Source organism: Marinococcus luteus, from assembly GCF_034497705.1.
Taxonomy (GTDB): domain Bacteria; phylum Bacillota; class Bacilli; order Bacillales; family Marinococcaceae; genus Marinococcus; species Marinococcus luteus_A.
Genome location: NZ_JAXRUV010000001.1, coordinates 663,803 through 677,205 on the forward strand (window position 1 = coordinate 663,803; position 13,403 = coordinate 677,205).

Here is a 13,403-nt window from a genome sequence, read left to right on the forward strand (position 1 = left end):
GATCGAATCATTTTTCTGTGAAGCGGCGGATTCTCGCCACCGCTTCTTCAAGCTGATCCAGAGAAGTAGCGTAGGAGAGCCGGACGTTTTTTGGAGAACCAAATCCGCTGCCCGGAACCACCGCCACGTTTTCCTCCTCAAGCAGTGCCTTTACCCATTCATCCACATCTTTATACGAAGCAGCTGCCTCTTCGACGTTCGGGAACAGATAAAAAGCCCCTTCCGGCTTCACGCAGGTGATTCCCGGAATCGAAACGAGCTTGTCATAAATAGTGTTCAGCCGTTCGCTGAATGCCTGGCGCATCGTTTCGACAGCGCCATCATCCTTCGTATAGGCAGCGATAGCCCCGTACTGGGCATTCGTTGTCGGGTTGGACGTTGAATGGCTCGCAAGGCTCGTCATTGCCTTCACAATAGCACGATTGCCGGCTGCATAGCCGATTCTCCATCCAGTCATCGAATGGGATTTGGAGACGCCGTTGACGACAATGGTCTGTTCTTTTAATTCCGGGGAAAGTTCTGCGATGGATGTGTGCTGCTTGTCCCCGTAAATCAGCTTTTCATAAATTTCGTCGGAAACTATCAGCAGACCTTCTGCTCTGGCGGCTTCGCCGAGCGCATGCAGCTCCTCCCGGCTGTACATGGTACCGGTCGGGTTGCTCGGAGAGTTAATAATGACGGCCTTCGTTTTGTTCGTTACCGCCCCGCTCAGCTGCTCCGGAAGAATCTTAAACTGGTTTTCTTCCCTGCCATCCACAAATACCGGGCGACCGCCGGCAAGCTTGACCTGTTCCGGGTAGCTGACCCAGTACGGCGTTGGAATAATTACTTCATCCTCCGGATCGAGAATGGTTTGAAACAACGTGAACAAAATGTGTTTGGCTCCAGTACCAACGATGATTTCATCGCGAGTATACTCCAGCCCCTGATCCTGCTTAAACTTTTGAATGACCGCATCCTTCAGTTCCGGCAGGCCGCCGGAAGGAGTATATTTTGTTTTTCCTTCCTGCATGGAGCGAACAGCTGCATCGATTACGTACTGCGGGGTATTAAAATCCGGCTCGCCGGCGCCGAGACCGATAACATCCTGGCCGGCTGCCTTTAGTTCATTGGCTTTGGCGGTAATCGCCAGGGTTGACGAAGGGGTAATCTCTTTCACTCGTTGGGACAATTCCATACTCTTTCCTCCTCAATAGTTTCCGTGCTCAATCTATCCATAGTTAGTGTAAAGAAAAGCGAATAGGAGTTCAAGCGTGGCTTCCGCCGCTTAACCGCGGTCCAGGCTGAAGCTTTTCACGAATTCTCCTGTTTCCATATCAATGTACACATAATGCTGCTGGTTTTCTGTCCGGTATTTGCCTTCATATACCGGGCGGTTGTCTTCATAGCCGGGCGTCACTGTTCGCACGGTGTCAATTCCCTCTTCTTCCACTATACGCTCCTCAGCCTCCTGGATGCTCAGCGTATCAGCGGCCGCCAGGCGTTCGAGCAGTTCCCCGTCGTGGAAAAACAGCCAGTCCCTGCTGCCGTCGTTGGTTTCGACGCGTGCTGTTTTCACCGGCTGTTTGCCGTTATATATAAACGTATTCTGTACTTCGGCGACATTGTTTTCCTCAAGCGCCAGTGCTTCTGCCCGCTCCCTGTCGTCAGCGAGCGGCGCACGGGCCTGAAAGTAACCGATCAAGAGCCCCAGAACGACCAGAAAGACAATTAAAAAAGCCGCGATCGTTATCCAGTTTTTCACGACATATCCCCCTATGTGCGGTAAATGGTAAACACCATCTGCTCTTCGTTTTCCTTATCAAGAGAAAGGCCGAACATTAATTCTTCCTGCTTTAACGTGCGATTCAGCGTATCAACAATTTTATACAGATCTGACGACGCTTCGATTTTAACCGACGCGACGACTTCAAGCTGTTCGTTTCCCATCGTTTCACCTCACCCGGCGTACTATAAGTACGCTTCATTTAATTTGCGGTAATGGCGGTTGGCCTCGGCGTTAATTTTTTCTTCATCGAGCGTCAGAAGTTCGCCGTCTTTCATCAGCTGTCTGCCGTTCACAAAGCTGTCCGTTACATCCCGGCCGGAAGCTGCGTACACCAGATGCGATAAAATATTATCGTATGGCTGAAGCGCAAATGATTCACTGTCCATCAGAATAAAGTCCGCCGCAGCTCCTGGTTCGAGCTTGCCACTGTCACTGAATCCCATCGAAGCGGCCCCGTTTTCGGTTGCCATCTTCCAGACCGCTTCTGTTTCAATCGAACTCGGGTCCTGAAAGGCGACCTTCTGCATCAAAGCACCCAGGCGGAGCTCCTCAAACATATCGAGATTATTGTTAGATACAGCACTGTCTGTGCCGATTGTAATACGCAGACCACGCTTGAGCATCTCAGGAATGCGTGCGATGCCCGATCCGAGCTTGGCGTTGCTCATTGGATTATAGGAGATCGTGACTTCCGGTACACTCATGTCGTCAAGGTCTTCATCTGTCGCATGTACAACATGCGTAAGCATCGCCGGGCGTGTATAAAACCCGATCTCTTTTAGCTTTTTGGCCGGAGTCATCCCGTAATCACGCCGATAATCCTCCACTTCTTTAGCCGTTTCTTCAAGATGAATGCCAAGCGGCAAATCGTATTGGTGACCGGCATCAACAATTTTTTCCAAAAACTCCGGTGTGCACGTATACGGTGCGTGCGGGAAAAGCATGCCCGTTATCCGGCCGCTTGTGTCCTGCTCCCATTCATTTAAGTCACGGGCTGCCGCTGCCAGCTTTTCGCTCTGCTCCTCCGGCGTTCCAATACTCATCATACCCTTGGAAATCATAGATTTGATGCCGGAGCTTTTCACGAGCTCATACGTGTTCTGCATGCCCATGTGATACATATCAAGAAACCCCGTCGTTCCGGTTCGGATCATTTCTGCCAGAGCAAGACCAGTACCGGCCTTCGCTGTTTCATTACTGAACAGGCGCTCCCGCGGCCAGACGTGGTTGTTCAGCCATTCCTGGAGCACTACATCGTCCGAAACGCCCCGCATCATCGTCATCGGTGTATGGCCGTGGGTGTTATACAGACCAGGGCTGAGCCACTTGCCCCGCCCATCCAGTATATCGACGCCGTTCTCTTTCTCCGTATAGTCTCCAGGCTCTACTTGCACAATTTTACCGTCCTTGACTTCAATATAGCTCTTGACTGCCTGAACGCCCCGTGCATATGGGATTGGGTAAACGTGCTCGATTACAAAGTGTTCCATGTCCGCACTCCTTTTTAACGTTTTTTTGCTTCTTCAAAAAAGTCAGCGATACGGTTCAGGACCGCATCCATCGGTTCATAATACGTATTCGTCCGGGGAATCGAGTCAATAAACGACGAGCCGTAGGAAGCTTCCATGATCCGCTTATCAAGTACTGTTACCACACCCCGGTCCTCGGAATGACGAATCAGCCGGCCAAAGCCCTGCTTGAATCGAAGAACAGCGTGCGGCAGCGCTTCTGCGTAAAATGATCTTTTTCCCTGACGCTGCATTTTGTCCGACACAGCCTCGTAAACGGGATCCGTGGGCGGAGAGAAAGGCAGACGAACAATGATCACGTGCTGCAGCTTTTCCCCGGGGATGTCGACGCCCTCCCAGAACGCATTGGTTCCAAGCAAAAGCGCATTGTCCTGCTGCTGAAACAGCTTGGTCAGCTTGGCATGGGTCCCGCTCGTAATCCCCTGTCCGATGACGCTCAGCGTCGATTCCTCGGTCCACTCTTTGAGCTGGTGATACACCTGTTTAAGCATATTAAAGGAAGTAAACAGAACCATCGTTTTTCCTTCCGTAATGTTGACAGCGTGAAAAATATATTCGGCCGCTTCCTGCGCAAAATCAGCATGTTTATCATTCACGCCGGAAATGTCTTTTGGAATGAGCAGCTGCGTCTGGGAAGCATAATGATAAGGGGAAGCAATCAGGCTTGTGCGCGGCAGAAAATCGTCCAGCCCCATTTTTGATTTCATGTATTCAAATGAACCATTGACTGCGAGAGACCCGGATGTAAGAACGACGCTTGCTTTTTTCATAAACAGCTGTTCACTCAGCTCCGAGGCCACCTCTACCGGCCGGGCGTAAATGTACGCAGCATTTTTGGCGCCGCTCTGCTCTGCTTCCACCCAGTAAACATGTTCGGGTTCCCGTTCAAACAGCAGATGGAACAGATTGTCCCCCAGGCTGTCCAGCTGGCCCAGGTAAGAGTTTAGTTCGGCAAGTTCATTTACAAAGTTTTTGGCAGACGGCTGCGTCTCCCATGCTTGTTCGAACGTTTCCCACGCCTTAAATTCCTGTTCCAGAAGCGTGAGGAAACGGCGCCCGGCTTCTTCCACCTGCTCCCATACGGGGCCGGATTCCCCGCCGGGGGTGAAGCGCTGGCTGTACCGGCCCACTTCCGAACGCCGCCGTCCGGAAGCCGTGCGGCACCAGCGTGTGATCAAACGAAAGAGCTCGTCGCATTCATACATCAGCACCGCATGATTGTCCTCGCGTTCCTGATACCAGCCCGGCTCAAAAACGATGCCGGCTTCTTCCCCAAACCAGATAAGTGGGCGTACGACACTCTGTTTTGTATCCAGGCCGAACCTGCGGAGCAGCCGGTTTGCTTTTGTATAGTGAACGGACCTGCCTGCATATTTTCCCGCCGTTTCCGGCAGGTGATGGGCTTCATCAATGACCACGTACGGATAAGAGGAAAATAAATTTTTTCCCTGGTACATATCGCTCAAAAGCATCGCATGATTGGTGACGACGATATCGGCATATTCGGCTTTACGGCGGGCGCGTGCATAAAAACAGTACGCCTCCCACCCTCTTTGAGCGTGCTCATCCTGATAATGATTCTGGCGGAGGCTTTCCCAGAGAGCATTTCTGCGGCCTCCGGCCATATTAATTTCATCAAGATCCCCGTGCCGGGTTTGCGTCAGCCATATCAACACCTGACCGAGGCCGAGTGCTTCTTCGAGCGAAAACTGGCGATGCTGCAGCCATTTTTCAAGCCGCTGCAAAGAAATGTAGTTGCCGCGGCCTTTTAAAACAGCCACAGAAACTTGGTCGTCGATCAAGCGCTCAAGCAGTGGAAGATCTTCATTCATCAGCTGCTCCTGCAGTGTGAGCGTCTGCGTGGAAATTAATATTTTTTGATTGTATGTACGGTGATATTTTACGGCTGGAAGCAGATAGGCGAGCGTTTTCCCAAGACCGGTGCCCGCTTCTATAACAGCGTGGGAGCGTTCCTCAAACGAGGCATAGACCATTTCTGCCATCGCAAGCTGCCCCGGACGCTCTTCAAAACGATCCCATCCCCGGCTTTTAGCATGATTTCCGCTTAGAGTCTCCTGCAGTGATACATTTCTCTGCTCCGGCTTTTCTGCCGGAAGCTCTTTGCGGAACACAATGCCGTGGTTTTCCTCTAAATCATATGGCAGCTGCTGCGGGGCCTTTGCAATACAGCGCTCAATATACCGGTGAAGGTCACTGTGCAAAAAGGCAGCCAGCCGGTCCAGGCGGTGAAGCACATCCTTCGGAAGCACAGCCAGTTTTTTCCGGATGGATATCCAGAGCTCTGCAGTGACGAGGGCATCGCTGTCCGCCCTGTGCGGACGGTCATGGTCAAGATCCAGCCACGAGGTGATCTGCGACAGCCGAAAGCCCGGCGCTTCCGGATAAGCAAGTCTCGCACACTCTACTGTGTCCACGACTGGCCCCTGAAAAAGCGGAAACCCGGCTTCCTGCATGCCTGCATTGATAAATGCCAGATCAAACTGTACATTATGACCGACAAAGGCAGCATTCTCAAGCCAGGCAGTTAACGTGGGAGCCACCTCATAAAACTCCGGGGCATGCTCCACGTCCTGCTCCCGGATACCGGTAAACTGCTGGATAAAAGGAGGGATCGGCATATGCGGCTGAATAAAGGTGGAAAGAGTGTCGAGCACTTCTTCGTCCTCCATAAGCACTGCGCCGATTTCAATAATTTTTGCTCCTTTTCTTGGAGAGGTGCCGGTTGTTTCTACATCTATGACTACATATTTTTGTCCCATCTGCCTGCCTCCTTTCTTCCGCTATTCCGGCGGGGGACCGTCCAGAATTTCGCCGCTGTGCACCGTCTGTATGCTTCCATCTGTTTTTTGCACCTGCAGGGCCCCCTCTTCCGTTATACGAAGAGCTGTGCCCTCTACTGTCTGGCGGGACGTTTCCACCTGAATAAAGCTTCCCAGCGTATCTGTTTTTTGGGACCAGGCAGCTTTGACTGCACCGAATCCATTCGTTAAGTATTCATTATACCAGGACTCATAGCTTTTTAAGATAGACGCAATAATCTGAGGACGACTCTGCCGGAATCCTGCATACTGCCGGATGGAAGCGGCTTTATCCGCAAGCTCTCCGGTAAAATCTCCGTCCGCCTGGTTTATATTAACACCCATACCTACAATGACTGTCTGTACCTCATCCATGTCTGCCTGCATTTCCGTCAGTATACCTGCCAGCTTCTTTTTATGAATACGGATATCGTTCGGCCATTTAATCGCAGTCGGATCCGGAAGATAGCTGTCAAGCGCCTCGGCAAGAGCCACCGCCGACAGCAGGGTGAGCTGCGGAGCGTAGCGGGGAGGCACCTGCGGGCGGAGCAGGATACTCATCCAGATGCCCTGTTCCGGACTGCTCTGCCATGTGCGCCCAAGCCTTCCTCGGCCCTGCACCTGTTCATTCGCAACAGCAATAAGTCCTTCCCCGGCTCCTTTTTCAGCCTGCTCCCTCACGATTTCCTGGGTGGAGGTCACAGTATCGTTATAAATAATCGAACGGCCGAGACGTTCAGTTGTAAGATGAAGCATAATTTCTTCTGTGCCAACACGGTCGGGAAAACGCACCAGCCGGTAACCTCGCCGGGACGCCGCTTCGATTTCATATCCATTTTTCCGCAGCTCTTCGATCTGTTTCCATACAGCGGTACGGGACACCTGCAATTCGTCGCTGATCTCCTGCCCGGAGACCGGACGGCTCCGGTGGGCCATCAGCAGCTGCAGCAATCGGTTTTTATTCATCGTTCATTTCCTCCAAATAGGCGATCAGCTTTTGTTCACTGTTTTCTACCTTTTCATTCACGACCGCCCGCTCTAAAAAGGCGATCGCCTGCCCGATTCTCGCTGTACCTTCGTAAGCCGGCATCGATGCGATTGACTTCGGCGGAAGGGCCAGATCCTGCCTCGAATGAATCGGAAGAGCCTCCCATTTCCTTTTCCATTCTGTGTAGGAATGCCCCCGGTAAGTAAAATATTTCCACTGTTTGAGCTTCTCCAGGTCTGCCACCTGCTTTGGACCAAAATAATACAGCCACTGCTGCCACGTCTCGGGAGAAGCTGGAGCGTCGACGCGTTCCAGCAGCCAGCGGCACTGTTTTCGTCCCTGATTGGAAAACCGCCACCCATTCAGCTTGTTCAGGCTTTTTCGTCCGTACAGGGCGTACAGCAGTGCTGCCCATGAAACTTTCGTGCCTACAGGGAACTGTACAAGCGTGGAGTGGTGAAAAAATGGAGAGATTGTCCGGACCGGTTCCGGAAAATAAGAAAACAAACGCAGCTCTCGCATGCTTTCGAGGGCGCTCAGACGATTCTGTCCTTCAAGCAGCTTGGTTATTTCATCGCGTATTCGTTCCACGGCGGTATGCGCAAGCCGTGCTGCAGCTGCTTCCGCTGCGCGCTCAGCTTCCGGATCCAGGGAAAAATCGAGAACTGCATTAAAACGGAACGCCCGTATCACCCGGAGCGGGTCGAGGGAAAAGGCCCGTTCAGCTGATGCCGGCGTACGAAGCACCTGTCTGCGGATATCCCTCTGCCCGTTAAATGGGTCGATCACCTTGCCATCTGCATCTGCTGCCATCGCGTTGCATGTGAAATCCCGCTGCTGCAGATCCTCTTCGATTGTTTCCGTACCTTCCCGGAACGGAGTAACTTCCACGATACTTTTTCCACTTTTCACGAGCAGCGTTCCAAATTTCTCCGACGGCTTCACAGCGTCCGGAAAAACAACCGAAAGCTCTTCAGTCGTCGCAGCCGCTGCTATGTCCATATCGCTCGGCGCCCGTTTCATCAACTGGTCACGTACGGCTCCGCCTACAATATAGGCAGTAATGCCGTTTCGCTGTAACGTTTTAATAACAAGCAGCGCCTCCTGCCACGTCTGCTGCTCGTTCATCACCCACCCTCCACGGTCCGACGGTACACTTCTTCGTATTGGGCTACGATGCGGGCGGAGGAAAAATATTCTTCCACCACGTCGAGCGAGCGCTGTTTAAACCTTTTCATTCTATCCGGATCCGTCAGCAGTCCGACCGCCTGTTGGGCAGCCAGTTCCACTGCCCCAAGCGGCACAACATAGCCGGTTTCATTATGAAAGATCACCTCGGGAATCCCTCCGACATCTGTGCCAATGACCGGCACACCGCAGGCCATCGCTTCAAGCGCAGCCAGGCCGAAGCTTTCTTTTTCCGAAAGCAGCAGCATCAGATCGGCAACGTGCAAATAATCGGATACCTCCCGCTGGTTGCCTAAAAACAGCACGTCCTGATCGACGCCGAGCCTTTTCGCCTCCGCCCAAGCCTTTTCCCGGTCCGGTCCATCCCCAAGCATGACCAGCTTACAGGAAACCTCTGCCTGCACTGCAGCAAATGTCCGCACGACGTCTACGACCCGTTTCACCGGCCGGAAATTGGAAACGTGCAGAAGCACCTTTTCGTTCTCGTCGATGTTGTATGCTTTTTTTAAATCCTTTTTGTCCATTTTCGGCCCGTACACCCGCTCGTCCACGAAATTGTAAATTGTATGAATATCGCGGTCGACTTCAAGCATCTGCCTGGTCTGCTCCACCAGAGCGTCCGATACTGCTGTCACTTCGTCCGAGCGCTGAATGGCGTAGCGGATAATATCACGAAGCGAGGAGTCATGGCCAAGCACAGTGATATCTGTGCCGTGAAGCGTTGTTACTACTTTCACAGGATGATCGGTCATGTCCCTCGCTAAAATCGCACAGACAGCGTGAGGCACGGCGTAATGCACGTGCAGGACATCGAGCTCCTCCCGGTTGACAACTTCCGCCATTTTGCTTGCAAGCGTTAATGAGTACGGCGGGTACTGGAACACTTCGTATTGGTTTACTGAGACTTCATGGTAATAAATATTCGGTGAGGTTTCGGTTAACCGGTAAGGGATCGCCGAGGTGATGAAATGAATTTCATGGCCCCGCTCAGCAAGCAGTTTGCCGAGCTCAGTCGCGATCACTCCCGATCCTCCCACCGTAGGGTAACACGTTATTCCAATTTTCACGCTTAGTCACTTCCTTGTCTGCCGGGCACCTGTTGAAAAAGCATCGGAGTTTCGGCGATAAACCCTTCCGCGTAAGTCACTCCCGTTTCTTTGCCGAATAATCGGTCTCTTGCCTGTATCGTTTCGAGGTACCCGTCTGTAAGCGGTGTGCTTACGGCCCCTTCCCCTGGGTTGAACTGACTTTTATACGCCTTTAATGCCGCTTCTTTATCGCCGGCAGCCGGGGTGATGTCCACATAAAAGGAAGGCCGGTGATAGCCGTTGATCATATAGTAGTACATGTCTGGCACTTTGTGGGCGTTTTCGTCCACACCAGGGTACAGCTTGACCCCGGCATCAAATACGGCCCGCTTAACAATACTTCCGGCATCACCGTGATCCGGATGACGGTCAATGTAGTACGGGGCAAAAATCGCGTCCGGCTGGATGCGGCGGATCAGCTGCACAAGCTGGGTGTACTCTTCCTGGGTTACTGCAGTAAGCATACGGTCCCTCCAGGTAAGCTGGAGCCGTCCTGCACCGAGGATCTCTGCTGCCTGCTCTGCTTCCTGCTGTCTTGTTTCCACGGTACCGTTGGAGGAAAGATCTCCTTCCGTCAGGGAAAGCATATAGACATTGTCGGTTTTACTGTGCAGCGCTACCGTCCCGCCCATTCCGATTTCGATATCATCAGGGTGGGCCCCGACGGTTAACAGTGTTCGTTTATGTGTCATATTAATCTGTGGACTCCTTTAAAATATCCCGGAAGGCAAACAATCCGTGTTCAAGCCCTTTAATCAGCACTTCAGCTGCGGCCATATTCGTTGCAAGCGGCACCCCGTGCACGTCGGCGAGCCTCATAAGCGCGGTGATATCAGGCTCATGCGGCTGCGCGGTCAATGGGTCCCGGAAAAAAAGCACCAAATCCACCTGCTGTTCTGCAATCTTTGCCCCAATCTGCTGATCGCCGCCCAGCGGCCCGGACTGGTACTGTTTGACGTTCAAACCCACCTCTTCATTCAGTCTCCCTCCGGTCGTTCCTGTTGCTGAAAGGGTGTGACGCTCAAGGATATGCCTATACGCTTCGGCAAACCGGATCAGATCGTCTTTTTTCTTATCATGGGCAATCAGTGCGATATTCATAAAAGTTCCCCTTTACTCCAAAATGTTTTCGAGGCCGTACACGAGTTCCTTCATCGTGACTACCTGCTCAATCGCAAATTTGACCCCTGGCATAAATGACGCCCGGTTGATTGAATCGTGTCGGATCGTAAGCGTCTGGCCTTCGCCGCCAAACATCACCTGCTGATGTGCCACGAGGCCCGGAAGGCGCGTGCTGTGAATCCTCATGCCGTCGAGCTCTGCTCCGCGTGCCCCCGGCATCGTTTCTTTTTCCTCCGGGTGCCCCTGCGTTTTTTTGGTGCGGTTTTCCTGAATCAGCTTTGCAGTTTTCACTGCGGTGCCGGACGGGGCGTCAAGCTTTCGGTCATGGTGCAATTCAGTAATTTCAACATCCGGGAAGTAGGCTGCAGCCATTTGCGACATTTTCATCATCAGAACAGCGCCGATAGCAAAGTTTGGTACAATAAGCACTCCCCGCTGCTGCTCTTTTGCCTTCTGACGCAGGCGGTCGAGGTCTTCATCGGTAAAGCCGGTCGTACCAACGACCGGTGCAAGACCGTAGTCGAGTGCTTTTTCGGTATGTATCTTTCCAATTTCCGGCGTGGTCAGATCTACAAACACTTCTGCTTCGACTTCGCCGAGGCACTGGTCAACGTCCGTATAGACGCGGGCCCCGGATTTTGGCATGCCTTCGATTTCCGACAACAGCGAGCCTTCGTATTTATGGTCCACCACAGCGGCGAGCTGCAGGTGCTCCGCTGCTTCAATCATATGTACAGCTTCCTTACCCATGTTTCCTCTCGGTCCGGCAACGATAACGCGGATTGATTCACTCATTTTTCATTCTCCTTTTTTGTCCATCTATCCTGGTCTCTTGTTTCAAACTTTTCCATTACGATACGGAACGCTTCATCCAAATCAATATCAAGCGAATTGGCAAAGCAGATGAGCACAAACAGCAGATCGCCCATTTCCTTTTCCAGTGATTTATGCTCTTCGCCTTCTTTCTTCGGCTTTTCACCGTAATAGTGATTAATTTCCCTGGCAAGCTCTCCCGTTTCTTCGGTCATTCTTGCAAGCATGGCGAGCGGACTGAAATAACCTTCTTCAAACTGGCCGATGAAGGCATCCACTTTCTCCTGCATTTCTTCCATCGTCATTGGTTCCCCGGCCATTCCGGCGTCCTCCTTTCAATCGTATAAAAATCCATTCGGTTTGACAAACATAGATTGCCTCCTGCCCCGGGCTTTACTATAATGTAACGGTTGATACAAGCTTTCCGGCCGGAGAGGAGGAACCATCATGAACATTTGGATACATACCCGCAATATCTTTTTTGTCGTGCTCGGCTCTGCTATTATGAGTTTTGGACTTGTCTATTTTAACATGCAAAACCAGCTAGCGGACGGCGGCTTTACTGGTATTACCCTAATTCTTTATAATTTATTCAATATCAACCCTGCCTTCAGCAACCTCGTGCTGAACATTCCCGTCCTAATTCTGGGCTGGCGTCTGCTCGGCCGGCACGTCTTCGTCTATACGTTAATAAGCACGGCGGCAGTCAGCTTATTTTTATGGCTCTTCCAGGAGGTCGAGCTTCTCCATCTGCCGCTTCAGGATGATCTTGTTCTTGTAGCCCTGTTCGCCGGTGTTTTTGTCGGCTCGGGCCTCGGGATTGTTTTCCGGTACGGTGGAACCACCGGAGGAGCTGACATTATCGCCAAGCTCGCGAGTAACGTATTCGGCTGGACAATGGGACGCTCGCTGTTTATGTTCGATGCTGTTGTAATAACCGCTTCTCTTTTGTATTTAGACTACCGGGAAGCGATGTACACACTCGTGTTTGTGTTCGTGGCTGCCCGCGTCATTGATTTCATTCAGCAAGGGGCGTATTCCGGAAAAGCCGCTATGATCATTTCCGACCAGGCTCCGGAAGTAGCTGACGCCATTCTGCAGGAGATGAACCGCGGAGCAACTATATTAAACGGTAAGGGCAGCTTCACCCGTCAGGAAAAAGAGATTCTTTACTGCGTCGTTGGCAAAAACGAGCTGATGCGTCTGAAGCACCTTGTTGAACGGGTGGATCCTCACGCCTTTGTTACAGTTAACGATGTCCAGGATGTTATCGGTGAGGGGTTCACTCTCGATGAAAACAAAAACCCGCTGCAGTAAGGCGACTCAGCCATGTATTTTCATCAGCCGCAACACATAAAAAACACCTGCACCGGTCACCGGGCAGGTGTTTTTTGCTATTCTTCGCTTGTCATGAGAAACATGGCGATAAAACGCCCCAGTTCCAGCACAGCTACCAGAGCGGCTGCAACGTACGTTAATGCAGCAGCATCGAGCACTTTTTTCGTTTCCCGCTCTTCATTGTTGCTGATAATACCGGTCGCAACGATCTGATTCATGGCGCGGCTGCTCGCATTGAATTCCACCGGAAGGGTGACAACCTGGAACAGAACAGCGGCCGAGAAAAACACGATGCCTGCCAGAAACATGCCGGTCGACTGCAGTAAAATACCGGCAAGAATTAAAAAGAAGGAAAGGTTGGAGCCAGTCGAAGCCACTGGAGCCAGCGAGGAACGGAATCGTAAAAACGCATAGTTTTCCGCATCCTGAATCGCATGCCCCACCTCGTGGGAAGCGATCGCCTGAGCCGCTACTGTCGAATTGTAATAGTTATCCTCCGACAAGCGGACGACTTTTTTCGAAGGATCATAATGATCCGTTAATTTTCCTTTGGTAGGCTCTACGCGTACGTTATAGATGCCGTTTTCCTCCAGGATTTTCTTTGCCACGGAGGCACCTGTCATCCCGGAGGAATTACTTACGTTCGAATATTTTTTGTATGCTTTTTTCACTTTGGACTGTGCCCAAAGCGGAATGAGGATAAGCGCTGCTAAATATAACAGAAGCATTCCCATTTTTTCTCATCCCTCC

The 13,403-nt window shown here is 51.8% G+C and carries 14 protein-coding genes; 1 reads left to right on the plus strand and 13 read right to left on the minus strand.

Annotated features, from left to right (window positions below):
* Positions 1-7 precede the first annotated feature (7 nt).
* The 12 genes from Q9M42_RS03380 to Q9M42_RS03435 form a co-directional block, all read right to left on the minus strand.
* Positions 8-1,177 carry a pyridoxal phosphate-dependent aminotransferase gene (locus Q9M42_RS03380; RefSeq protein WP_322525118.1) on the minus strand — a complete coding sequence of 390 codons (1,170 nt, stop codon included), beginning with the start codon at positions 1,175-1,177 and terminating at the stop codon, positions 8-10.
* Between the two features lie 90 nt (positions 1,178-1,267).
* Positions 1,268-1,744 carry a PepSY domain-containing protein gene (locus Q9M42_RS03385; RefSeq protein WP_322525119.1) on the minus strand — a complete coding sequence of 159 codons (477 nt, stop codon included), beginning with the start codon at positions 1,742-1,744 and terminating at the stop codon, positions 1,268-1,270.
* Between the two features lie 11 nt (positions 1,745-1,755).
* A complete protein-coding gene (locus Q9M42_RS03390; protein WP_022792243.1) occupies positions 1,756-1,929 on the minus strand; it encodes a YpmA family protein in 174 nt (57 codons plus the stop codon).
* A gap of 21 nt (positions 1,930-1,950) precedes the next feature.
* Positions 1,951-3,258 (minus strand): amidohydrolase, encoded by a 1,308-nt coding sequence (locus tag Q9M42_RS03395; RefSeq protein ID WP_322525120.1) that lies wholly within the window; start codon positions 3,256-3,258, stop codon positions 1,951-1,953.
* Positions 3,259-3,272: 14 nt separating this feature from the next.
* The gene (dinG, locus tag Q9M42_RS03400; protein WP_322525121.1) at positions 3,273-6,077 is read right to left on the minus strand and encodes an ATP-dependent DNA helicase DinG; all 2,805 of its coding nucleotides are present in this window, start codon (positions 6,075-6,077) and stop codon (positions 3,273-3,275) included.
* A gap of 21 nt (positions 6,078-6,098) precedes the next feature.
* Positions 6,099-7,082: a biotin--[acetyl-CoA-carboxylase] ligase gene (locus tag Q9M42_RS03405; RefSeq protein WP_322525122.1), complete on the minus strand. Its 984-nt coding sequence runs from the start codon at positions 7,080-7,082 to the stop codon at positions 6,099-6,101.
* On the minus strand, positions 7,075-8,232 hold the full coding sequence (locus Q9M42_RS03410; protein ID WP_322525123.1) for a hypothetical protein: 1,158 nt from the start codon (positions 8,230-8,232) through the stop codon (positions 7,075-7,077). The genes Q9M42_RS03405 and Q9M42_RS03410 overlap by 8 nt, the downstream gene beginning before the upstream one ends.
* Positions 8,232-9,359 carry an N-acetyl-alpha-D-glucosaminyl L-malate synthase BshA gene (bshA, locus tag Q9M42_RS03415; protein ID WP_440972302.1) on the minus strand — a complete coding sequence of 376 codons (1,128 nt, stop codon included), beginning with the start codon at positions 9,357-9,359 and terminating at the stop codon, positions 8,232-8,234. The genes Q9M42_RS03410 and bshA overlap by 1 nt, the downstream gene beginning before the upstream one ends.
* Before the next feature lie 2 nt (positions 9,360-9,361).
* Positions 9,362-10,072 carry a bacillithiol biosynthesis deacetylase BshB1 gene (gene bshB1, locus Q9M42_RS03420; RefSeq protein ID WP_322525125.1) on the minus strand — a complete coding sequence of 237 codons (711 nt, stop codon included), beginning with the start codon at positions 10,070-10,072 and terminating at the stop codon, positions 9,362-9,364.
* 1 nt (position 10,073) lies between these two features.
* Positions 10,074-10,481, minus strand: a complete 408-nt coding sequence (mgsA, locus tag Q9M42_RS03425; RefSeq protein ID WP_322525126.1) for a methylglyoxal synthase — start codon at positions 10,479-10,481, stop codon at positions 10,074-10,076.
* A 12-nt stretch (positions 10,482-10,493) separates the two neighbouring features.
* On the minus strand, positions 10,494-11,297 hold the full coding sequence (dapB, locus tag Q9M42_RS03430) for a 4-hydroxy-tetrahydrodipicolinate reductase (RefSeq protein WP_322525127.1): 804 nt from the start codon (positions 11,295-11,297) through the stop codon (positions 10,494-10,496).
* Positions 11,294-11,635, minus strand: a complete 342-nt coding sequence (locus Q9M42_RS03435) for a nucleotide pyrophosphohydrolase (RefSeq protein WP_322525128.1) — start codon at positions 11,633-11,635, stop codon at positions 11,294-11,296. The genes dapB and Q9M42_RS03435 overlap by 4 nt, the downstream gene beginning before the upstream one ends.
* Before the next feature lie 127 nt (positions 11,636-11,762).
* On the opposite strand from Q9M42_RS03435, the gene Q9M42_RS03440 reads away from it, so the two are divergent.
* A complete protein-coding gene (locus Q9M42_RS03440) occupies positions 11,763-12,632 on the plus strand; it encodes a YitT family protein (RefSeq protein WP_322525129.1) in 870 nt (289 codons plus the stop codon).
* A 77-nt stretch (positions 12,633-12,709) separates the two neighbouring features.
* On the opposite strand, the gene Q9M42_RS03445 is transcribed toward Q9M42_RS03440, so the two are convergent.
* Positions 12,710-13,387, minus strand: coding sequence for a zinc metallopeptidase (locus Q9M42_RS03445; protein ID WP_322525130.1), 678 nt, complete (start codon positions 13,385-13,387; stop codon positions 12,710-12,712).
* Positions 13,388-13,403: the final 16 nt, after the last annotated feature.

Coding starts and splice junctions, on each gene's coding strand:
- Q9M42_RS03380 (WP_322525118.1), bottom strand. CDS start 1,177: ATGGAATTGTCCCAACGAGTGAAAGAGATTACCCCTTCGTCAACCCTG.
- Q9M42_RS03390 (WP_022792243.1), bottom strand. CDS start 1,929: ATGGGAAACGAACAGCTTGAAGTCGTCGCGTCGGTTAAAATCGAAGCG.
- Q9M42_RS03395 (WP_322525120.1), bottom strand. CDS start 3,258: ATGGAACACTTTGTAATCGAGCACGTTTACCCAATCCCATATGCACGG.
- dinG (WP_322525121.1), bottom strand. CDS start 6,077: ATGGGACAAAAATATGTAGTCATAGATGTAGAAACAACCGGCACCTCT.
- Q9M42_RS03405 (WP_322525122.1), bottom strand. CDS start 7,082: ATGAATAAAAACCGATTGCTGCAGCTGCTGATGGCCCACCGGAGCCGT.
- Q9M42_RS03410 (WP_322525123.1), bottom strand. CDS start 8,232: ATGAACGAGCAGCAGACGTGGCAGGAGGCGCTGCTTGTTATTAAAACG.
- bshB1 (WP_322525125.1), bottom strand. CDS start 10,072: ATGACACATAAACGAACACTGTTAACCGTCGGGGCCCACCCTGATGAT.
- mgsA (WP_322525126.1), bottom strand. CDS start 10,481: ATGAATATCGCACTGATTGCCCATGATAAGAAAAAAGACGATCTGATC.
- dapB (WP_322525127.1), bottom strand. CDS start 11,297: ATGAGTGAATCAATCCGCGTTATCGTTGCCGGACCGAGAGGAAACATG.
- Q9M42_RS03435 (WP_322525128.1), bottom strand. CDS start 11,635: ATGGCCGGGGAACCAATGACGATGGAAGAAATGCAGGAGAAAGTGGAT.
- Q9M42_RS03440 (WP_322525129.1), top strand. CDS start 11,763: ATGAACATTTGGATACATACCCGCAATATCTTTTTTGTCGTGCTCGGC.
- Q9M42_RS03445 (WP_322525130.1), bottom strand. CDS start 13,387: ATGGGAATGCTTCTGTTATATTTAGCAGCGCTTATCCTCATTCCGCTT.